Source organism: Janthinobacterium sp. 17J80-10 (assembly GCF_004114795.1).
Classification (GTDB): domain Bacteria; phylum Pseudomonadota; class Gammaproteobacteria; order Burkholderiales; family Burkholderiaceae_D; genus Paucimonas.
The window spans coordinates 1,230,748-1,251,189 of the sequence record NZ_CP035311.1; the positions used below are offsets into that span (position 1 = coordinate 1,230,748).

General features: G+C 59.1%; 24 protein-coding genes. 11 read left to right on the forward strand and 13 right to left on the reverse strand.

From position 1 onward, the window contains the following. Nucleotides 1–41: 41 nt before the first annotated feature. Nucleotides 42–395, reverse strand: a complete 354-nt coding sequence (locus EKL02_RS05565; RefSeq protein WP_128901123.1) for a winged helix-turn-helix domain-containing protein — start codon at nucleotides 393–395, stop codon at nucleotides 42–44. Between the two features lie 105 nt (nucleotides 396–500). On the opposite strand from EKL02_RS05565, the gene EKL02_RS05570 reads away from it, so the two are divergent. From EKL02_RS05570 to EKL02_RS05585, 3 genes are all read left to right on the forward strand, one after another. After that, nucleotides 501–1,076 (forward strand): hypothetical protein, encoded by a 576-nt coding sequence (locus tag EKL02_RS05570; RefSeq protein ID WP_241687794.1) that lies wholly within the window; start codon nucleotides 501–503, stop codon nucleotides 1,074–1,076. Between the two features lie 392 nt (nucleotides 1,077–1,468). Continuing rightward, a complete protein-coding gene (locus EKL02_RS05580; RefSeq protein WP_128901125.1) occupies nucleotides 1,469–2,173 on the forward strand; it encodes an AzlC family ABC transporter permease in 705 nt (234 codons plus the stop codon). Beyond that, nucleotides 2,170–2,496: an AzlD domain-containing protein gene (locus EKL02_RS05585; protein WP_128901126.1), complete on the forward strand. Its 327-nt coding sequence runs from the start codon at nucleotides 2,170–2,172 to the stop codon at nucleotides 2,494–2,496. The genes EKL02_RS05580 and EKL02_RS05585 overlap by 4 nt, the downstream gene beginning before the upstream one ends. On the opposite strand, the gene EKL02_RS05590 is transcribed toward EKL02_RS05585, so the two are convergent. The 3 genes from EKL02_RS05590 to EKL02_RS05600 form a co-directional block, all read right to left on the reverse strand. Beyond that, nucleotides 2,444–3,394, reverse strand: coding sequence for a GIY-YIG nuclease family protein (locus EKL02_RS05590; protein WP_128901127.1), 951 nt, complete (start codon nucleotides 3,392–3,394; stop codon nucleotides 2,444–2,446). The genes EKL02_RS05585 and EKL02_RS05590 overlap by 53 nt on opposite strands. A 155-nt stretch (nucleotides 3,395–3,549) precedes the next feature. Then, complete coding sequence (locus tag EKL02_RS05595; RefSeq protein ID WP_128901128.1) at nucleotides 3,550–4,755, reverse strand: PHB depolymerase family esterase; 1,206 nt, start codon at nucleotides 4,753–4,755, stop codon at nucleotides 3,550–3,552. A gap of 24 nt (nucleotides 4,756–4,779) precedes the next feature. Further along, complete coding sequence (locus EKL02_RS05600; RefSeq protein ID WP_128901129.1) at nucleotides 4,780–5,193, reverse strand: CopG family transcriptional regulator; 414 nt, start codon at nucleotides 5,191–5,193, stop codon at nucleotides 4,780–4,782. A gap of 330 nt (nucleotides 5,194–5,523) precedes the next feature. Between EKL02_RS05600 and EKL02_RS05605 the strand changes: the two genes are divergently transcribed. Then, nucleotides 5,524–6,117 (forward strand): hemerythrin domain-containing protein, encoded by a 594-nt coding sequence (locus tag EKL02_RS05605; protein WP_128901130.1) that lies wholly within the window; start codon nucleotides 5,524–5,526, stop codon nucleotides 6,115–6,117. Between the two features lie 16 nt (nucleotides 6,118–6,133). Here the strand turns inward: EKL02_RS05605 and EKL02_RS05610 are convergent, their stop codons facing one another. From EKL02_RS05610 to EKL02_RS05625, 4 genes are all read right to left on the reverse strand, one after another. Continuing rightward, nucleotides 6,134–6,496, reverse strand: a complete 363-nt coding sequence (locus tag EKL02_RS05610; protein ID WP_128901131.1) for a hypothetical protein — start codon at nucleotides 6,494–6,496, stop codon at nucleotides 6,134–6,136. A 16-nt stretch (nucleotides 6,497–6,512) separates the two neighbouring features. Next, nucleotides 6,513–7,229 (reverse strand): rRNA pseudouridine synthase, encoded by a 717-nt coding sequence (locus tag EKL02_RS05615; RefSeq protein WP_128901132.1) that lies wholly within the window; start codon nucleotides 7,227–7,229, stop codon nucleotides 6,513–6,515. Nucleotides 7,230–7,326: 97 nt separating this feature from the next. Continuing rightward, on the reverse strand, nucleotides 7,327–7,917 hold the full coding sequence (locus tag EKL02_RS05620; RefSeq protein WP_128901133.1) for a hypothetical protein: 591 nt from the start codon (nucleotides 7,915–7,917) through the stop codon (nucleotides 7,327–7,329). A gap of 31 nt (nucleotides 7,918–7,948) precedes the next feature. Further along, complete coding sequence (locus tag EKL02_RS05625) at nucleotides 7,949–8,512, reverse strand: hypothetical protein (protein ID WP_241687795.1); 564 nt, start codon at nucleotides 8,510–8,512, stop codon at nucleotides 7,949–7,951. Between the two features lie 251 nt (nucleotides 8,513–8,763). Here EKL02_RS05625 and EKL02_RS05630 point away from each other — a divergent pair, with 251 nt between their 5' ends. Next, on the forward strand, nucleotides 8,764–11,196 hold the full coding sequence (locus EKL02_RS05630) for a hypothetical protein (RefSeq protein WP_241687796.1): 2,433 nt from the start codon (nucleotides 8,764–8,766) through the stop codon (nucleotides 11,194–11,196). A gap of 36 nt (nucleotides 11,197–11,232) precedes the next feature. On the opposite strand, the gene EKL02_RS05635 is transcribed toward EKL02_RS05630, so the two are convergent. Further along, nucleotides 11,233–12,189 carry a PA2778 family cysteine peptidase gene (locus EKL02_RS05635; protein ID WP_206732453.1) on the reverse strand — a complete coding sequence of 319 codons (957 nt, stop codon included), beginning with the start codon at nucleotides 12,187–12,189 and terminating at the stop codon, nucleotides 11,233–11,235. After that, entirely contained in the window at nucleotides 12,186–12,575 is a 390-nt protein-coding gene (locus EKL02_RS05640; protein ID WP_128901134.1) for a PA2779 family protein, read from the reverse strand. The genes EKL02_RS05635 and EKL02_RS05640 overlap by 4 nt, the downstream gene beginning before the upstream one ends. A 307-nt stretch (nucleotides 12,576–12,882) precedes the next feature. Between EKL02_RS05640 and EKL02_RS05645 the strand changes: the two genes are divergently transcribed. The 5 genes from EKL02_RS05645 (at nucleotide 12,883) to EKL02_RS05665 (ending at nucleotide 17,721) form a co-directional block, all read left to right on the forward strand. Continuing rightward, nucleotides 12,883–14,457, forward strand: coding sequence for an amino acid adenylation domain-containing protein (locus EKL02_RS05645; protein WP_128901135.1), 1,575 nt, complete (start codon nucleotides 12,883–12,885; stop codon nucleotides 14,455–14,457). Next, a complete protein-coding gene (locus tag EKL02_RS05650) occupies nucleotides 14,435–15,910 on the forward strand; it encodes a hypothetical protein (protein ID WP_128901136.1) in 1,476 nt (491 codons plus the stop codon). Before EKL02_RS05645 ends, EKL02_RS05650 begins: the two co-directional genes overlap by 23 nt. Next, the gene (locus EKL02_RS05655) at nucleotides 15,907–16,170 is read left to right on the forward strand and encodes an acyl carrier protein (RefSeq protein WP_128901137.1); all 264 of its coding nucleotides are present in this window, start codon (nucleotides 15,907–15,909) and stop codon (nucleotides 16,168–16,170) included. The genes EKL02_RS05650 and EKL02_RS05655 overlap by 4 nt, the downstream gene beginning before the upstream one ends. A gap of 160 nt (nucleotides 16,171–16,330) precedes the next feature. After that, the gene (locus EKL02_RS05660; protein WP_241687797.1) at nucleotides 16,331–16,942 is read left to right on the forward strand and encodes a PEP-CTERM sorting domain-containing protein; all 612 of its coding nucleotides are present in this window, start codon (nucleotides 16,331–16,333) and stop codon (nucleotides 16,940–16,942) included. A gap of 131 nt (nucleotides 16,943–17,073) precedes the next feature. After that, complete coding sequence (locus EKL02_RS05665; protein WP_128901139.1) at nucleotides 17,074–17,721, forward strand: DsbA family oxidoreductase; 648 nt, start codon at nucleotides 17,074–17,076, stop codon at nucleotides 17,719–17,721. A 4-nt stretch (nucleotides 17,722–17,725) separates the two neighbouring features. Here the strand turns inward: EKL02_RS05665 and asd are convergent, their stop codons facing one another. The 3 genes from asd to EKL02_RS05680 form a co-directional block, all read right to left on the reverse strand. Next, nucleotides 17,726–18,577, reverse strand: a complete 852-nt coding sequence (asd, locus tag EKL02_RS05670) for an archaetidylserine decarboxylase (RefSeq protein WP_128901140.1) — start codon at nucleotides 18,575–18,577, stop codon at nucleotides 17,726–17,728. A gap of 176 nt (nucleotides 18,578–18,753) precedes the next feature. Next, nucleotides 18,754–19,482, reverse strand: coding sequence for an MBL fold metallo-hydrolase (locus tag EKL02_RS05675; protein WP_128901141.1), 729 nt, complete (start codon nucleotides 19,480–19,482; stop codon nucleotides 18,754–18,756). A gap of 42 nt (nucleotides 19,483–19,524) precedes the next feature. Beyond that, a complete protein-coding gene (locus EKL02_RS05680; RefSeq protein ID WP_128901142.1) occupies nucleotides 19,525–19,977 on the reverse strand; it encodes a nuclear transport factor 2 family protein in 453 nt (150 codons plus the stop codon). A 213-nt stretch (nucleotides 19,978–20,190) separates the two neighbouring features. Here EKL02_RS05680 and EKL02_RS05685 point away from each other — a divergent pair, with 213 nt between their 5' ends. Further along, entirely contained in the window at nucleotides 20,191–20,439 is a 249-nt protein-coding gene (locus tag EKL02_RS05685; protein ID WP_128901143.1) for a hypothetical protein, read from the forward strand. Nucleotides 20,440–20,442 lie beyond the last annotated feature (3 nt).

Below are 20,442 nucleotides of genomic sequence, written 5' to 3' on the forward strand. Positions count from 1 at the left end.
GCGTTTCTGAAAACAGTGAAGAGTCGAATTATATCGCCCTGCTAGCCCTTGGTTGCCTTCAACATGCAATTGGACAGCTTGTCAAAATGCTGCAGCGCGGCCTGGGTCAGGTCGACTTGCTTGCGTCGGGCATCTTCCGTATCCGTCAGCATGATCCAGCCTTTTTCGCGCATCGATTTGAGGCGGCCATGAATCGTGGCGGGCGAGCCGAATTCTTCCTTTGCCATCATGTCACGCACGCAAAGGCGCTCTTTCTCTTGTGCGGTACGGGCGACCAGTGCGAGAAGGCGCTCTTCCAGCGGATCCAGGGCCGGCAGGGTGGGCAGGTCGCGAATGGCATCGGCCAGTTGCAAAAAACGCAAATAGAGATCGGCGGGACGGGTGGTTTTTTTCATTACAGGCAAGAACAGTGATAATGTCACCATCCAGGAAAATTCCCGGGCGGTTTACGCGCTGTAAATCGTTCAAGAATTGAATCAATTTTACGTCAAAACGCACTCATGATGCACTCGCTGCGACTGAACGCTGCGATGGTTGCCGGTTCAGCCATCCTCTTTCTTCTCGTTTTTCTTGCAAACGAATGGCTATTCAACAGTGCCCGGTTTGAATTCGTCCGGGGGGTGAACTGGATCTATCTGCCCGCCGGCATGCGCCTGCTCTGCACCTTGTTATTCGGCGGCATGGGCGCCATCGGCATATTGATCGCCTCCTGGATCACCGCCGTCTTTTATTTTTTTCCCGATGATCCACTGCGGGCCTTCGCCGGCGGCATCGCCTCCGCGGTGGCCCCTTACCTGGTCTACAAGCTGGCGCAGCACCGCTACGGCCTGCATGCTTCCCTGCTCAACCTGAATGCGATGCGCTTGCTGATGTTGAGCGTCGCCTATTCGATTGCCAATCCTGCCTTGCATCATTTCTGGTTGCTGTTGCGCGGCCAGGCTTCCTTGGCCGGCTTCCTGGTCATGGTGCTCGGCGACCTCCTCGGGACGCTGGCCGTGCTTTATGCAATGAAGCTGGCGCTAGCCTTTCTCCCGTCTGCAGGGAGATTCCGGCGAAGTCCGCCACCGTCAGCTTGATCGGCCTAGCGGCGCCCGCGAGAAATTTGCGACGGGCCACCAGGTCGATCAGCCACTGGTTTTTCATGTAGGCACGCAGCCATTGGCGGCGATCGTTGCGGTCGTCGGCATGGAAATGGATGCGCAGCGATTCATCGGAAATGAAGCCGATGAATTCGTCATTGTCGACATGGAATGAAAACCAGAGACCTTGGGTTGGGTCGATAGCATTCATACGGCATTTACTTTTGTTGTCATTGGATTTACGAAACTGCCGGACCGTTCTGATTCTTATAACAAATTACCGCTATAAATTGTAGAGCAATATGCGTGCGTTGTGTGACACTGATTTCTTCTGTGTGCCGTAACATCCTAATCTGATACATTGCATCTTTTTGTAAATGGAGCAGTGTATGCATCCCAGTTATCGGGAAGGCGCCCGCGAAGGCTTTCGCGTCGCGTTTCCGCAGTCGATCGGATTGATACCCTGGGCGCTGGTCACTGGCGTGGCCATGGTCACTGCAGGCTTCACGCCGTTGCAGGCGATGGGCATGAACGTGCTTGTCTTTGCCGGGGTTGCCCAGCTTGGCACCTTGCCCCTGATTGTCGCCGGCGCGCCGTTATGGCTGATCGTTACCACCGCGCTGGTGCTGAACCTGCGTTTTCTGATTTTCAGCGCGGCGATTGCGCGCGGTTTTCGCGATATCGGCGCCGGGACACGCTGGCTGTCGAGTTACCTGCTGATCGATGGCGTATTCGCCGCCTGCTTTGAAAAAATGCTTACCTGCGAAGACCGGCGCTGGCGACTTGGTTACTACCTGGCGCCGTCCGTCTGGTCATGGCTGCTCTGGCAAATTTTTGCGCTGACAGGCGTGCTCGCTGCCGGCTCCATCCCCCGCACCTGGTCGATTGAATTCATGGCAACGATCGCGCTGATCGTGATTTTGCTGCCGATGACGAAATTCCGTCCCATGCTGGTGGCGGCTGCAACGGGCGGAACGATGGCGGTGCTGCTGCACGGCATGCCGCTGCGGCTGGGCGTGATCGTGGCGATTGTCGCCGGCATTGGCGCCGGCTTCCTGGCCGAACACCTGCTGCCAAAGCGGGAGGCGGCATGAATTACGACGACTCCCTGTGGTGGACCTTCCTGCTGATCGGCCTGGCCACGACCCTGCCGCGCGCCAGTTTCATCCTGCTGGGCGCGCGCGTGGCACTGCCGCCCTACATTCAGCAGGCATTGCGTTACGCGCCGGCAGCGGCACTGGCAGCAATCGTTGTGCCGGATGTGGTACTGGTCGCGGGCAGCCTGCAGCCATTCAATCCCAAGCTGGCCGCTGCTGCGGCGGCGGTCGCGGTCGCGCTGCTGTGGCGTAATCCGTGGTTGCCGTTTATTGCGGGGATGGGAGTGCTGCTAGGTCTGAAATTCGGGCTGGGATGGTAGCGAACCTGCCCGCGCGGCTTTGCGTCACGGCGCACGTGACGTATGCTAGCCTGCCTTCGGCCAGCGGCTTTGCGAGGATCTTGTAGGTGTCGATATCGATGCCATGGCGGGCGGGCAGGGCGATCCTGCTACGGCGGCCAGGCAGTGAGCCAATGTACGACCAGCAGTCGATAACGTGAACCTGGCGCCACTTTCCCTCTTGCTCGATGATGCCGATCGGCCCGCCATGCGGCCATACTGCGGCTTGCAGTGCTGTCAGCGCCAGGCGCAGGCGTTGCGCGTGCGCCTGCCCGGTTTCGCGGCCGATGCAGGCGCCCCGGCAACGGCCGATTTGGTGTGCAAAGCAGGCGCGGCCGTGGGTGGTCGATTCCAGCCCCAGCATCGCCGGGCATAGCTGTTCGCGCCGCACCAGCGCGTGCAGGGCTTGCTCCGCATCGCTGCGCGAGGCAAACAAGCCGTACAGGCCATCTGCCTGGCACGCATCGCATTCGTCCGCATCCACCACGCGCAGGCGGTGGCTGTCCTGCGGCAGGTATAGCGTGAACGAGGCACCGCTAAATTTAAGCAAGACATTGAAGGCAGGTTGATGGCGCTTGATCAGTTGCGACTCCAGCAGCAGGGCGCCGATCTCGCCCGCCGTCTGCATGAAATCAACCCGCCGGGTGGCTGCGAGCATCGTCATTTCTTCGGCTGCGCGCAGGTGCGCCTGCACGCGTGACCGGATATTGACGCTCTTGCCGATATAGATTGCGTCGCCCCGCTGGTTGCGGAAGAAATACACCCCAGGCCTGGCAGGCAAGGCTGCCAGGCTGGCGCCATCGATGTGCGCGGGGAAGTCGAAATTTTCTGGTGGCGGTGGCGGCAGGATCAAGCCGACCGATGTGACTCTTGGGCGCATGACAACAACTTCTGTCCGACTGTAATTATCAATCGCAAGTGATTGTGACAACGTTCGGCGCAACCGGGATTGCGCCGAACGTTCAACCTCACCTAGATTGTTTTTTGCAGGAAAAGTTTCATATCGCCCGAGATCGCTATGCCTGCCAAGCCGAGTCAGGCACGGCGTTGCAGTGTAAAGAATCGCACCATTTCCTTTGCGGCGTTCGGCCCCTGGGGATCGGTGTACGAACCCTGCCTGCTGCCGCCTGACCAGGCATGGCCGGCCCCGTGAACCACCCAGTGTTCGGCAACCGGATTGCCCTTGTCATCGACCTGGATCGACCTGGTAAAGCTGCGGCCATTGGGCACTTGCCCTTTTTCCACCTTGATGCCCGGTTCTGTCGTTCCGACAGGCGCAGTGGTGCCGTCCGCCGCGCATTGGGCAAGCGCCTGTTCACCGTTGGAAGGGTTGACCGTATGGTCGCGGTCGCCATGAAAAACAATCACCGGCATGCCTTTCCCGGAAGCTGGTGCGGACTTGCGGCGGCCTGGCGATGCGCCGCGCATGGCCGCAAATGCGGAGGGCAGATCATGCGCAGCGCCTGCCGGCAAGCCGGAGTGGATGCCGACGGCCGCATACAATTCCGGATAGCTGTCCGCCATGATTGCCGCCATTGCGCCGCCGGCAGATAGTCCGGCGATATACACGCGCCTGCCATCGACCTTGTAATCCGCCAGGATTTTTCGGGTGATATCGGCAATGATCGAAGGTTCGCCGCGGTCGCGTTGCTGCTCGCCGGCCTTGAACCAGTTCCAGCAGTTCGACATGTTGGCGCCCTGGACCTGGCCGGGATAGACGACCAGGCAATTATTTTCTTCGGCGACCTGGTTCATGCGGGTGCCGGCAGCAAAGTCATCGGGATTCTGCTTGCAGCCATGCAGCATGACGATGAGCGGCACCTCTTCCTGCCCGGTATAGCCGCTGGGGATGTACAGCTTGTAGCTGCGGGTGCCTGCACTATTGCTGCAGGAACCAGCCAGGAACTGTCCGGGCGCCCGGTCGAAGACCACGTCCTCGACCGGCTGTGCTGCGGATTTTCCGGCCCATTTTCCGCCTGCCAGATTGCGCAGTCGCGACAGGATATCGGCGCCCTGTGGCACCGCACCGGATTTTTCTTCTGGCGCGGGATTGATGTCGTGCAGCGGCGTGCCAGGAGCCCGCATCGGCGGCGCGTTCCAGTCGAAATGCGGCATGCCGCCGGACAGGCCAGCGCCTTGCAGGGCGCGCTGGATGGCGGCGGTGGCCGCCATGGGGCCCTGCGACTGCAATAGTTGGGTTGCTTCGCGCATTGTCGCGAACATGGTGTCGTTTAATCTCATGACTTTCTTTCAAATCTGAAGCGGTTAATGAATCCGTCCGGCCAGGGCGGCCTTGACGGCTGGGCTGGCGTGCAAGGCACCCAGCACCGTGATGGAATCGATCGTGGCCAACGCCAGGTCAGGTGTGACATCAGAGGCAATGGTGGCCAGTCCCAATACTTGTATTTGCAACTTGTGTCCTGCATCGCGCGCGCTTTCCAGGTCGGCGCGGGAATAGTGTTGAAGGCCCAGCACCAGGCTCTTGCGTGCCACGGTTTGCCTGACCACTTCTGCATGCGTGTGCAACTGGTTGCGGATGGCGGTGCGGATCAAGTCAGTGCGGTTGGAGTAAAAACCCTCCTGTACCAGCAGGTCGATTTGCCCGAGATCGATCAGGCCGAGATTGATGGTGATTTTTTCACTGTCTACCGTCTTGAGATTTTTTTCTTGAGCAATCATTTGTGTTGTCCTTGTCATCATCGACGGCTAAATACCATCTACCAACCATCCTCACACCATCTGCATGGATGGTATGACTGGGGTCCGGTAAGTTAGTTCCCAGGGGTTTGTAAAGGCAATGCGCAAATGCATGTGGCAAGACGGCTGGCACGTGTCGCCGGCATATCTGGCCTTGTTGGTCAGCGCTCTTGGAATTTCAGCAAGATAGATGCCATTTACTGGCGGGGAGAGACGCAAAATGCGTGAGAACTAAGCCGATGAGGGTGGGTCGAATTCAAAACCTTGCCACTTGTGCAAGAGCGACAGTGGTTTTCAACGGAAGGAATTCGCATGAATGCATTTACCAGCAAACTATCGCCGTCCATTACCGGCATGATCCGCCTGGACCATACCCATGTTCTGGCCAATTTTCATAAATACGATCCCAACGCCAGTGCGAATTCCCGGCAGGCGCTGGTGGACATGGTGTGCCTGGCGCTTGAAATCCACACACAACTCGAGGAAGAGATTTTTTACCCGGCCATGCAGGAAGTGGCGAGCGGCAATGAGGTATTAAACAAGAGCGTGCCGGAACACGACGAGGTCCGCAACCTGATTGGGCAGTTGCGGAGCATGGCGCCGGACGACGCGTCCTACACCAGCACATTCATGCAATTGATGCGCAGCGTCATTCACCATGTCGCCGACGAAGAAACCGTGCTGCTGCCGGAAGCCGAACGGCTGCTTGCCGACCGATTGAGTGAACTCGGTGCAGCGATGACCAAGCGCCGGCTGCAACTCGCGGCGCCGCATGCCGGGGAGCTGGCGCTGGACACGGTGCGCACGATGCCGGCGAGCTCGATGCTGCTGGCGGCCGGAGCGTTGCTCGCAGGGGGCTATCTGGTCAAAAGGTCGCGCGGACGGCATGTCCGCCCCACTCTCTAGGGAACGGCTGCCTTAATCAGACAGTTCTGCCATCGATATCCGCAAGGGTTTCACGGCCACGCTGGGTAAGTTCCAGCGTGCCAGCGGCATTGCGCGCAACATGCCCCTTCTTTTCCAGGAAAAGCAGCACACCGGGGTCGAGTTTGGCTGCGGGATTGCCGGCAACGAGATGCAAGCCATCCACGCAATTTTTCACGAATAAGGTTTGCCGGCCTTTTTCAGTCAAGGCCAGCTTGCCTGACTTTTCATGGGCAATGAACTTCAGGCCGGACAGTCTCTTGGTGTTTCTTGCCACGCAAGCGCTCGGCCTGGCGCCTTTGGGCAAGGCCAGAATTTCCGTCAGGGCCGCGTATTCGTCGATACTTAACACATCATTCATTCAATTTCCTGCTCGTCTAGAACCGTTCATATTCCTGCACATAACGCCATTGTCCCACCTTTAGGCCGGCCATAGGCAAACGCCCCAGGCGAATGCGCCGCACAGCGACCGGCTTCAAGCCGATACTGGCGCAGGCGAAGGCAATCAGGCCTGGCGGCGGCGCCTTGACGGCAAAGCGCAGGCGCGATTCGTTTTGCCAGCTGACCTTCATGGGCGGCAGCACTTTTCCCTGGAAAGTCAGGCTGCGGTTCAGCCGTGCCAGGCTGTCGGGCGGCGGATTGCCGGTGACGTCAACAATGATTTCATGCTCGATGCGCAGGGCATCTTCGGTCAGTTTGCGCTTCACGCGCCAATCCTGGGTCAATACCAGCAAGCCGCTGGCATCGGCTTCCAGCGGCGCGGGCAGCGCCAAGTCGGCCTGGTGGCGCCTGAGCAAACGTATCCCGGAACGGTCATCCTCACTGCGGTTTTCCGGGATGATCAGTTGCATTGCAACTTCGGGGGCGATGCCAGGCGGCTTATGCAGCACTATCGTGACGGGTTGCACGGGCGCCGCAACGGCGCCCGGCAACAATTGCAATTGCGCCTGCGGTGCAACCCGAAAACCGGGTTCTTCAATGACACTACCGTCGACCGTGACCCACCCACCCTCGATGTAGTTGGCGGCTTCGGTTCGAGAGCAATGGAAATTTTCGGCAACCCGTTTGGCAAGGCGAACGGTGTCTTCTGTCATGGCTTTGCCTGGTGAAGGAGAAAGCCAGCATTGTAGCCCGGGTCGGGCAAAGGAATACTGCAGCTGGCAGCGGCCGTGGCCGCTGCCAGGCCATCGATTACTTGCGCAACTCAGGCGTTTCGGCCAGTGCCTGCTGCATTTTCAACAAGGCATCCTGGCTGGCGCGCTTTGCGCTCAGAGAAAAATCCGCCTTGAATTCATCAAACTCGGCATTGCCGGCGCCAGAGACTTTTTTGGAGACGATGGTGTTGCCTGCGGCGTCGGTCACATTGCAGGTCAGGTCAACGCTGAATTTGGTTGGCGGCCAGGTAAATGGGCTGGGCGACGACGAGTCCGTCAGCAGTTGCGGCGTAATGACGTAGGCAACGTTGTTCTTGCTGATAGCGTCGGCATCGTTGGGCGCCTTAAGCTTGGTCACATTGCCGAAAACATTGGTGAGCATTTTATAAAAAGCCGTCTCGATGTCACGGTAAGGCTGGTAAGTCACTTTGTCGCCGCCACCGCCGGGCGTCGTGACCTCGCGGGTGCGCAAATCTTCGGCAATGTAGTACGCAACATTTTTCTTGATCGGCTGGGTGGAAGGCGCAGCTTCGATTTTCGCAACGTCCGGGCTGATGGTGATGGGGTGGGCGCATCCGACGAGTGCGGCAACCGCAACAATGGAAGAAAGAAGAGTGGCAATTCGCATAGGGTTTTCCTGTAGTTGATTTTAGTTGGTGTTATTTCAGTGCTTCGATGAAGGCTTTATCGGCATACAGCTGGCTTAGCAGCTTTTGCACGGCCACTGGATACTCCTGAACGGCCTTGGGAATGGCAACTGCGCCGGCGAAAGAAGAGGGGAATTCATGCTTGACCGATTTGACTTGATCGTATTTCACCTGGCCACCGCGCGTCATGATGAAGCGCGCTTCAATTTCTGCCCAGCCGAGGGAAATGCCGGTGGCGTCGATATCGTTCTTCAGTACCGTGCCGGAAATTTCAACGCTGCTATCGGCCGATAGTTTTTTCGCCATCGACAGCTCTTGCCTGAGCGCTTCAGCCAGATAGCTGGCGTAGGAACTACTGTAAGGAGACTCCAGCGTCGACCCGCGAAGGCTGATGGGATTGGCATAAGCCTTGTCCGAACTGCCGGTAAATGCGCCAACCTTCGCCGTGAAGTTGCCAGTGTCGCGCAATGACTGGACGTTATCCAGCGACGCCGTGTATTGCGGCGCCACCATGGCACAGCCAGTACTGAATATGGCCGTGGCAAGCACCGCCGACATAGTAGCGAAACGAAACATCAATGCCCCCTGGGTAAAAATTTTTTGTTGTAAGGAAATTATTAGCGACGAATTTATCATTAGTTCAACGCTCTTTGGAATCCCATATTCATGGGATTGTTGTTTTATTGTCTTCCCCTGCCTACGTCCGTTCGGATTGAACTAACGCAATAGATTCCGGTCTACAACCACGCCATATATTTCCACGTGGAAATGATCTTTACCTTGTTAATTGCTGTCCAATCCCGGCCATGGATTGGAGGAAAGCCAAAATGCCAACACTTCCCCAAATGACGCGATTAAGCGTGCCCCTGTTCCTGACCGTAACGCTGGCTGCATGCGGAGGCGGATCAGCAGATTCGACCGCTGACGAGACTGGCACAAATCTTCCGACCCAAACCCTGGCGAGCATGCGCACCTCGGAAAACAGCAACAATGGTCGCTGGATTCGTCCAACGCGCACGACTACCACGTTAGCGCCGACGACTTCGACCACGTCGACCAGCGCGCCTGCGACAACGACGTCGTCGCAGGCATTTACGACCACGACCAGTGCTGCCACCACGACGACCCGGCTGGCGACCACGACGACCCTGGCGCCGCTGCCGACCACGTCAACCCTGGCTGCGACCACCACTACCACCCGAGCGGCGACGACAACCACCACTGCTACCACGACCACGACGACCATCCCGGTCGCCGGCAGCACGGTCACTGCCGTGACTGTCCAGAATCCGGGCACCACTGCACAGAGCAACGTGCCTGTGACCTTCGGCCACGTATTCGCCGTCGGCCATGTCGGATCCGGCGAGACCCTGACCGGCAAACTGGCCGATGGCAGCGCCTTGCCGCTGCAAGTCGATGTCAAGGCGCGCCACGCCGATGGCTCGGTGCGCCACGCCATCATATCGGCCGTATTGCCGCAGCTGGCGGGTTCCCAGACCCAGACCATCAGCCTTGCCAAAACCGCATCGTCTGGGGCGTCGCCAGCGACATCGCCGACCACCCTGACCAATGCCGGTTTTACCGCCGGCGTGACTGTCACCATCGGCGGCACGACCTACAGCGCATCGGCCAGCGATCTGCTCAAGAGCGGTACTGTCACGACCTGGCTGTCGGGTCCACTGGTCAATGAATGGCTGGTTTCGGCGCCTTTGAAGACGGCAGGCGGCGTAGCGCATCCGCACCTGAGCGCGCGCTTCGCGATTCGCTCCTACGCCGGCCAGAACAAGGCCAAGGTCGATGTGATTGTCGAGAATGGCTGGGCTTACGAGCCGGGTCCGCAAGACTTTACCTATGATGTGCAAGTGCAGGTCGGCGGCCAGGCTGTGTATTCGCAAAATGCGCTGACGCATTACCACCACGCCCGCTGGCGCAAGTCGTTCTGGTGGGGAACTGCCCCGCAGACGCACGTCAAGCACAACACCGCTTATCTGATCGGCTCGCGCGCCGTGCCCAACTATGACCAGAGCGTGACTGTGTCCCAGGCTGCCCTGGCAAATCTGAAAAGCAGTTTTGATGCGGCGCCGAACGGGCCGATGGGTAACGGCATTGCCACGGCCTATATGCCTACCACTGGAGGGCGACTTGAAATTGGCCTCAATCCAGGTTGGGGCGCCATGACGATCTTGAGCATGGACAAGCGCGCCAAGGACGTGACCCTGGCCATGGGCGACCTGTCGGGCAGTTGGCCGACGCATTATCGCGACAAGGTCACCGGCCGTCCCATCAGCCTGGTGGATTATCCGAATATGACGCTGTATCCGGCTTCGGCAGATTCTTACAACGCGACGGCCAACCGGCAGGAAGCCATGCCGAATTGCGCAACGGTGTGCAACAACCCGAACGTGGTGGATGCGTCGCATCAGCCTGCGTTCAATTATCTTCCTTACCTGTTGACCGGGGAACATTATTATATGGAAGAGTTGCAGTTTTATTCGATGTGGAATGTCGGCGTCGGCAATCCTGTTTATCGTAATTTCGGCAATGGCCTGGTGCATTCGGACCAGGTCAGGGGACAGGCCTGGAGCTTGCGCAACATTGCAGATGCAGCGTATATCCTGCCGGATGCCGATCCCATGAAAGCCCATTTTGCGAGCATTTTGAATGCCAACATTGCCTGGTATAACAGCACTTACACCAACAACGCGGGGGCGAATCCTTTTGGCGTCCTGACCAACGGTTATGCGTATTCCTACAATAGCGAAACGGGCATCGCACCCTGGCAGGATGACTTCTTCACCTCCGTGATTGGTCGTGCGGCAGAACGTGGATTTGCAGGTGCGCCGGCCTTGCTGGCCTGGAAAGCAAAGTTTCCGGCAGGGCGCATGACCGACCCCGGATACTGCTGGATCATGGGCCCCATTTACGCCTTTAATCTGCGGCCGACCAATGCCAGCCCGCTTTATACGACTTTTGGCCAGGCGTACAAGGCCAGCACCAGCGCGGCGCTGCAGGCAACAGCTTGCGGCAGTGCTGCCATGGCAAGTGTTTTGCAAACCGACACTGCAACGCCGATGGTGGCTGGCGCCATGGTTGGCTATCCGACCTCACCGACAGGTTTTCCCGCCAACATGCAGCCTGCACTCGCGTATGCAAAGGATTCCGGGATTGCGAACGCCGCCAATGCCTGGAACATCTTCAGCCAGCGCCAGATGAAGCCGGATTATTCGGTGGAACCGCAATTCGCCATCGTGCCGCGATAGTCCGGCAATCAGCGTGCAGAAATACTGCATGCCGCCTTAGCGCCTGACCTGGATTGCATCCTGCAATTCCAGGTAGCGCGGCAGCCTGGGGCCGCCCAGCGCTACCGCGCGCGCGACGGCAGCAGAAGCTTCCCTGTGCATGCCCTCATCGAGCAGGGCCTGCGCCAGGTTGTTCCAGCCATCTGCATGGTCCGGATGAAATGACGTTAGCCGCCGATACGCTTGTACGGCGGCTTTTTTTTGGCCAAGCACATAGGCGGCGTTGCCGTTCCCGAGCAGGAGGCTTGCATGGTCCGGCCATCGTCCCAGGGCGGCAGCATAGGCAGACTGCGCCGCCGCCGGTGCATTGCGTTCCAGTGCCGCGGCCGCGGCCGCGATGGAATCGGCATCCGCAGTGGCCGGCAGGCGCGCGGGCGGCAGCAGCAGCATGGCCCAGTGGTCCGCGCGCGCCCAGGTCCGCTCAAAGGTGAACAGTGACATCTCCATATTCTGGGTGCGGCCGGAATGCAGCACCAGCATGTTGCGGTTGCGGTCGAAGCCGATGACCACGGCGTAATGCCACACAGGTGCAAAGGAAAATGACAGATTTTGCAGGACGATGACCGGATTGCCTGCAGCGACTTCCTGGAGCAAGGCATCGATGCCCGGCCTGATGCGGTAGCTCAGCATGCCATGGCGGCGACCGGCCGCAAGCATTTCCAGTTGCAGCGATCCCTGGCGGGCCGGCACGTAGACCTGGTCGACCAGCGACTCCGGCCGCAGAGGCGTGCCGGCAGCGCTGGCCGCCATGGCGAGCGCCGCCGGTCCGCATTGATAGTCTTCCTGGGGATAAAACGGTACGTTGGCAATTGCGGCGGTGGCAGGCAGCGTAGCGGGCCAGCGTTCCTGCAGCCCGCTCACCTGGGGCGTGGCACACCCGCCCAGCATCAATGCAAGGCAGGCCGCGGCCGCTGCAAGCGCAGGGGCACGGCAGCCTGCGTTTCGCTGCATCATCGAATCGAGCGGGTGAACGGAAATACTTTCGTCAGCCCGAGGATATCGGTCACCAGCAATACAATAAACACCGTAAACAAAATGCCCAGGATGTCGCCGCCCGCCGGGGCGTTGTCGATGCGCGCGGCCAGTTGTTGCACTTCCTGGTCCGACAGGGTGGCGATGCGTTCGATCGCTGCCTGCGGGTCGACGCCTTGAGCTTCGAGCGACTTGCGTACGTCGTCGCGTGAAAGGAAGCTGGCGACCCGGTCGCGTTCGCCGCTGGATCCCGAAGATGCCATGGCCTCTTCGGTCGTCACGATCGCAGCGAAGGCCTGCATTGGCATACTGAGGCTCGTGAGGCAGACGATCAACAGCGATGCGATATACGTCTTGAAATGGCTCATTGAATTCTCCCGGTTTTAGTAGGTGTCTGCCAGCAAGTGCAGCTCGGAAAATGACAGGCAAGTGCCCACTTTTACTGGATTGGGCGCAAGATGATTTGAGGTCGATCAATTCGGGAACGGCCCGCACCGCTGCGGTGTGGCATATTCCCCAAAGTCGCGTCTGCCTTTTCCGTCAAGTCTGTTTCTGCGCAAAAGTGCAGGCCATTTCCCCGCCCTATACTTTTGTATTTACAGGGATATATTCCGTTGTCGCCGCCGTGCCTTTTCGCATCGGCAAGGCGCATGCGCGACGCATGGAGGGTCCAAGATGGAAAATGGCGGGGTGACATTCAACCTGGCGCAGTCGGTGCATCACCACAGCCTGCTTCTGCCCCAGGCCATTGCGGTAGCCGCGGAAGGGCGCAGCCTGAGTTACGGCGAGCTTGCGGGACGGGCGGCGGCGCTTGCCGCGCAGCTGCAGAAGAGCCCGGCCTGGCATACGGCAGACGGCACGCCGCCACGTGTGGGCATTCTCGCCTCGCGCAGCGCCGACGCCTGCGTTGCGGTGCTCGGGGCAATGTGGGCGGGCGCCACGTACGTGCCGCTTGGCCTGAAACTGCCGCAAGAGCGCCTGCTTACCATCCTTTCGCTGTGCAATCTTGCAGCCATCGTCGCCGACGAGGAGGGCGCCAGGCTGTTGAATAAAGAAGTGCTGCAAGCCGCGCCGCCGCTTGTCTGCATCCTGAAGCCGGAGCAGGAAGGTTGCCCCACCGGCGCGCAACAGCGCCCAGCCCCCATGCAGGCCAGCGATACGGCTTACATCATCTTCACATCAGGTACCACCGGCGTGCCCAAGGGCGTGATGATTTCGGCCGGCGCGGCGCGCCACTATATCCGCACAATGACGGCATTGCTTGCGCTGCAGCCGTGCGACCGGATTCTTGAAACCTTTGAGCTGACGTTCGACGTCTCGGTACAAAACATGTTCTGCACCTGGGAAGCCGGCGCGTCGTTGCATGTGCTGCCAGCGGCGCGGGTGATGAACGCGGTCAGGTTCGCGCGCGACAGCAGCCTGACGGTGTGGCTTTCCGTGCCATCGCTGGTGGCCATGCTGCGGCAGGTGAAGGCGCTCGGGCCGGGCGTATTGCCCGCGCTGCGCATGACCGTCTTCGGCGGCGAGCAGTTGCCCAAAGGCGTCGTGGATACATGGCGAGCCGCTGCACCCGCCAGCGCCATCTATAACCACTATGGTCCCACCGAAGTGACGGTGTGCAGCCTGGTCCAGCTGATCGACGAGCCGATTCCCCTGATGCCGGGACGCGATGTGGTGGGCATCGGCACGGCGCTGCCCGGCACCGAAGCCGCAGTGCTGGATGCCGACGGCAATCCGGTTGCGGATCATTGCACAGGCGAGCTGGCGCTGGCCGGCGTGCAACTGGCGACAGGCTACCTGGATGCGCCGGAACTGACCGCGGCACGGTTCCCGACCTTGCAAGGCAAGCGCTGGTATCTCACGGGCGACCTTGCCATGCGCGATGGTTCCGGCATTTTTCATTGCATCGGCCGCATGGATAACCAGATCAAGGTCCTGGGACATCGGGTGGAGCTCGAGGAAATCGACTCGCACTTGCGCATCGTCGCCGATGCCGACATGGCGGGCACGGTTGCCTGGCCATCGGTGGATGGGGCGGCGCAAGGCCTGATCGCCTTCGTCTGCGCACGGATCATCGACGAAGCGCAAACCATCCACGCGCTGAAGGCGCGCCTGCCGCACTACATGATCCCAAGCCGGATCATACCCCTGGAAACCATGCCCTTGAATGCCAACGGCAAGGTCGACCGCAAGGCATTAAAGCTCCTCCTTGAAACAAGGGTGCATGATGTCCGATCCCGTCCTGATTGACGAGTCGATTGGCAAAGTCGATGGCCAGCGCGCGCCTGTCCGCCAGCTGCGCGACATTTGGGCCATCGACCAGCGCCAGCCTGTGGTGCGCCTGGCACAGTCGCCGGTCGGCAAGCTGGTGTTGGTGGCACTTTTTTCTGCCTTTGCCAAGCTGGCAGGCATACCCGTTTCCCTTTCCGTGGTCGCGGCGGCATTCGCCTTCCTGCCGCGATACCGCAACGGTATCGTAGTTGCGGGCGCCATGCTGGCGATGGCCTGGCATCCCAACGTGGCGCTCGAGGGCATCAACGAAATCCTGTTCCAGCAAGGGGTTCCTTCCAGGCTCGCCCCGCTGCTGAAAGCGCTTGCGCTGGTCGCGTACTTTGCCTGCGCCCTGGGCGTGCTGGTGCTGGTACGGCGGGACAAGACGCTCTTTGTTGCGCGCCGGCCGGTAACGAGCCTGCTGGGGGCGCTAGCGCTGCTGTGCCTACTCGGCAGCTCGCCATTCATCACGGGCCTGCCGCGCGTGGCCTTGTGGGCATTCGTGATCGTCTTTGCCGCATTCATGTGGTTTTTTGCCTACGCGGTCGTGGACCAGCGTTCGCGTGAACGCAGTCCGCTGCTTTTCCAGATGGGGATACTGCATCCCTTCTGGGGTTCTTCTTCGACGCCATTCGGCAAGGGGGCGTCGTTCCTGCGCAAGCATCAGGCCAGGACGCCCGAAGAACTTGCCGTCACCCAGGTCAAGGGTGTGAAACTGCTGATATGGGCGCTGCTGCTCGGGCTGATCGGCAATGCCATCGATGCGATATTCGGCGTTCATCTCGGCATCCCCAGGGCAGAACTTGCTTACGCGACGTTCATGGCAGGCAAGCCTTACCCGGTCCTGGTGAATTGGGGCAGCCTGATCTGGGGAACTATCACCAGCGCCATCACCATCGCCGTATGGGGACACAAGATCGTTGCGCTTGCGCGCCTGGCTGGCTACCGTCTGCCGCGCAACACATGGCGGCCGCTGGAAGCGCGCACCCTCGCGGAATTCTGGAATCGCTACTATTACTATTTCAAGGAAATGCTGGTCGAGTTCTTCTTTTTTCCCACCTTCCTCAAGACCTTCCGCAAGCATCCGCGCCTTCGGGTGTTTTTTGCGACCTTCATGGCAGCCGGCGTCGGCAATGCGCTGTATCACTTCATCAGGGATATCAAATATGTCGCGCTGCAGGGACCGCTTATGGCTGGCGAAAGCTTTGTCAGCTACCTGTTTTATTGCGTCGTGCTGGCGCTGGGCATCGGGATTTCCCAGGCCAGGCAAACTGCCGGGCGCAAGCCATCGACGACATTCCTCGGCACCTTGTGGTCGGTGCTGTGTGTCTGGGGATTTTTCGTTTGCCTGCATGTCTTCGGTGACGAAGCGCGGACGTTTCCGCTACGTGATCGCCTAGCTTTTTTTGCCAGCCTCTTTGGATACTCATGATGGACGACTCCGCCAAACTAAAATTGCGCCAGTTTTTGATGGAAAGCCTGATCGATGCCGGCGATCGCCATGACTTTGCCGACGACAGCTCCCTCTTCGTTAGCGGACGGCTCGATTCCCTGTCGATGACGAAGCTGGTGATGTTCCTGGAAGACGTATTCGACATCGATTTCGGCGACGTTGACTTCGATGTCGAGATGATCGATTCATTCAACGATATTCAGGCGTTTGTCCGCAGTGAAAGGGCCCGGCTGTCCTGAAAGGATAATGCGCACGAATAAAAAATGCTGTCGGGAAATTTTACAGTGGCCCCGGGCGTGATTTCTAAGTCATTGATAATTAATAATATTATTTCCTGGAATAATTCTTGCTAATTGGTAATTAATGCAAGTTGCATGGGCTATTCACGGGGAGAATAATATGGGATTCAAAAAGATTGCACTGATGTTGGTCGCAGCAGCCGGTTTCGCGATGGGCACTGCCCAGGCGACTGTGTATAGCTCGCAAGCTGCTTTCGAGGCCGTCAATCCGGGTCTGGCGACGGTGAGTTTTGAAGGCATCTCCGCGAACATTACCCATTTCGCCTCGCCGTACACGGTCGGTGGCGTTTCGTTTTCCAGTTCCAACAATGCCGTACTCGACCAGAGCTTCTGGACCTCGCCGTTCGATCATTTCATCGTTGACACCTTCGCTGCGCCGCTGACGCTGAGCTTTGCCGACGCCAGTCAATTGGGCCTGCGTGTTTCTTCGGGCTACCAGGGCACATCCGGCGCGCTGAACTTCGCCTTGCTGGATGACGGTAACACCGTATATTCGGGCAGCGCGACCATCGCCGGCCTGGACGTATTCAGCTTCATCGGTTTCGATGGTTTCGGCTTGTTCGATACCCTGGTGATTTCCACCACTAACAGCGGCCAGTTCATCGGTGTTGGCGAAGTCCAGTACGGTGCTGCCGTGCCGGAACCTGCATCGCTGGCGCTGCTGGGCCTGGGCCTGTTCGGCTTTGCCGCAGCACGCCGTCGCAAGCAGTAGTCTGCTGCGCGCACATCGAAAACCCGCTTCGGCGGGTTTTTTTATGGCCGCGCCTTCGGTGCCGGGTGATGCGGTGTGGGGTTCCGGGAATGCCTATATACTTCAAGGCATGTGTGTTGCAAAGGTTCCCTATGACTGCCCGCTTGAAAATCGATTTTGTCTCGGATGTGTCGTGCCCCTGGTGCATCATCGGGTTGCGTTCTCTGCAGCAGGCGCTTGATAGCGTCGGCAAGGAAGTGGCGGCTGAACTGCATTTCCAGCCATTCGAGCTGAACCCGGCAATGGGCGCGGAAGGGCAGGACCTGAACGAACATCTGGCCGAGAAATACGGCATGCCGCCCGAGCAACTGGCGCAAAACCGTGAAGCGATCCGTGCCCGCGGGGAGGCTGTCGGCTTTACCTTCAACATGGACAAGCGCAGCCGCATCTACAATACGTTCGATGCGCACCGGCTGTTGCACTGGGCCGGGCAGGAAGGCAAGCAGCTGGCGCTCAAGCGTGCGCTGTTCCAAGCCTATTTCACGCAGGGCGAAAATCCCGGCGCCGCCGACGTGCTGGTCCGCCTGGCCGGCGAGGTGGGGCTCGATACCGTTCGGGCACATGAGATCCTGGCGTCCGACGACTATGCCGCAGAAGTGCGGCAGCAGGAAGCTTTTTACCAGCGTCAGGGCATCCATTCGGTGCCCTCCATCATCATCAATGACCGGCACTTGATTCAGGGTGGACAGCCGGCCGAAGTATTTGCGCAGGCATTGCGGCAGATTGCCGCGGCCGGCTGATCGATCAGGCCGCCGGCTTTTTGCCCATCGCTTCGCCCAGGCGAATGGTGCGCGCGGCAGTCCATTCGGGGTTGAATGTCATGGATCCCTGCGGGAACAGCATCACCACGGTGGAGCCGAGCAGGAAGCGTCCCATTTCCTCGCCTTTTTTCAGGACGATCTGCCGCTCGTCGTAACGCCATTCGCGCACCCTGGCCGAACGTGGCGGGTTGACCAGGCCATGCCAGACGGTCGCCATGCTGCCGACGATGGTGGCGCCAACCAGCACCAGTACGAACGGTCCGTGCGCCGATTCGAACACGCACACCACGCGCTCATTGCGTGCGAAGAGCCCCGGCACGCCGCGTGCCGTCGTCGGGTTCACCGAGAACAGCGCCCCCGGCACATAGATCATGCGCGTGAGCGTGCCGTCGCAGGGCATGTGGATGCGGTGGTAATCGCGCGGGCTGAGATACAGAGTGGCAAAGCTGCCATGATCGAACTGCGCCGCCAGGGCGCTGTCGCCGCCGACCAGTGCGGTGGTCGAATAGCGATGGCCCTTGGCCTGGAAAATCTGGTCCTGTTCGATGGCGCCGAACTGGCTGATGGCGCCGTCGACGGGGCAGATGAAATCGGCATCGGCCAGCGGGCGGGCATCCGGACGCAGCGCGCGCGTAAAGAAGTCGTTGAAGCTCGCGTAGCTTGCCAGGTCGGGGTTGAGTGCCTCGCTCATGTTGACGTTGTAGCGGCGCACGAACCAGCGAATCAGCTGGGGCGTGAAGCGCGGGTCCTGGGCACCAGCGACCCGTCCGGCGAATGTCGTCAGCGCCTGCTTGGGCAGGAGATATTGGTGTAATACGGAAAAGCGCTTGGGCACGGCCAACCTCACGGCAAAGAATTGGGGGTGATTATAGCGTTCCAGGCGCTGGCCGAGATACAGCCAAATGGGGCTGGATGGCCAGTTTTGTCCATTCGGAGAGCCGGTTTCCGGTAATTGGCTCTGCTGAATCAGGCTCCCGGTACCATGATCACCACGCGGCGCTGCTGCGCGCCTTATTGTTCCGCAAGTCTGCCGCCAAGCGCAAGCAGGAGGTCCGCGCCGTTTCCGCGCCAGGCGCTGCCATGCATGCAGGCCAGCGTCGTGGGGGATTCACGCGCAAGATTGTCGAGCAAGGCCCCTGCATGTGTCGAGTACGAGAAATAATCCATGTTTTTGCGAAAGGCTTCGCTGGGCTCCAGGATGTCGCCCTCGGTCAGGGCGACTTCGCCAGTGCCGCCCTGGGTGAAGAGATCTCCGCAAAACATCGTCCGCGTCGTGGTATCCATCAAATATCCGGTTTCCCAGCCGTGCGGCAAATGCGGCGCATCGAGCCATTTGAGTGCATGCTTTCCCAGCGAGATTTCCTCGCCATCGGCCATGGCCCGGGCGGGCCGGTCGGCGACATCGTTGACTGACACGAGCGCTGCGATACGGCCGCACAGCGGTATCGATTGCGGCGCGGCTGCCAGCCATTCATTCAGCGAGCCGCACTCGTCCGCTTCGAAATGCGATAGCGCGACGAATTGCAAGCGACTGATGGGCATCACGCTTTCCACCGCTTCGCGCACCAGCGGGAACATTTTTCGCGGACCCGTATGAAACAGCAATGGCTGGTCATCCAGAACAAGATATTGATTGAACGAGAATCCGCCCGGGATCTGCGCCAGGCCGGTATTGATGCGATAGATGCCGTCGGCGATTTCGTGAACATTTGTCCCGGAAGATGCATTGGTGATCGCCATGTCAGCCTCCTGCGCGCGAGACGGTATCTGTCTTCCTGCCTTTTAATGCAACAACGAAGACGAATCCAGGTTCGTGTCCTGGAATAAAGAATCCCTCGGCAGGAAAGCGGCCCGGCCTGCGGCAGTGTCATTGTATTCCTGGAACTTGATAATCTTTCCGTCTTGAATGGTAAACACATGTACCCACGGGCTGTCATAACTTTGCCCCGTGGCTTTGACAATCCACTTGCTATTTCCTGTCACAACGACTTTATCTCCTTCGGCAATAACGTCCTGCGGTTCGAATAACTCAGCTTCTTGCGCACTGTCCATTTCCATGAAAAATTCTGCGACTTCCTGCTTGCCGTGATGGTTGCCCGAGAAAGGCACAAACTCCACAGGCGAACCAATCCATTCAATGTCGTCGGAAAATAATTGAAGCAATTCCTGAATATCGCCTGCCTGGAATAATTCGTATCCACGCAAGACCATTTGCTTGTTTTGTTGGCTGTCCATGATTTTCACCTTCAGTCTGCTGTACCGGTTTCAATGCCTGAACTTCAAGATAGGTCGCCATTGCGGAGAACAGTTGAGACGTGTCAAATCGAACAAGAGGCATGCGGTGATATTCACTGGACGCATGCCTGCCATCATCAATCTAAACTGGAATATTTTTCCTGGGAGTACATACTTAAAACAAGCCAGATGGCTTTTCAACGAGAGGAAAAAATGTCTATCCTGCATGTACCCCACTACTCACATCATGATCTGCATGGCAGCATCCGAGTAAGCCTGGAGAAAGCACTCCATGCCGTGGTGGCTGCACTGACAGCTGTCACACCGGCTGCAAAGCGCAGTGAAGCGCCTGCCGCTGCGCGCAAGCAAAAAGATATTCGCGCACTGCTGAGCCTGGCAAGCCGCCATGAGGACGTGAGCCCGAGCCTGGCTGCCGAATTGCGCTTCATCGCTCGCCAGTAACAC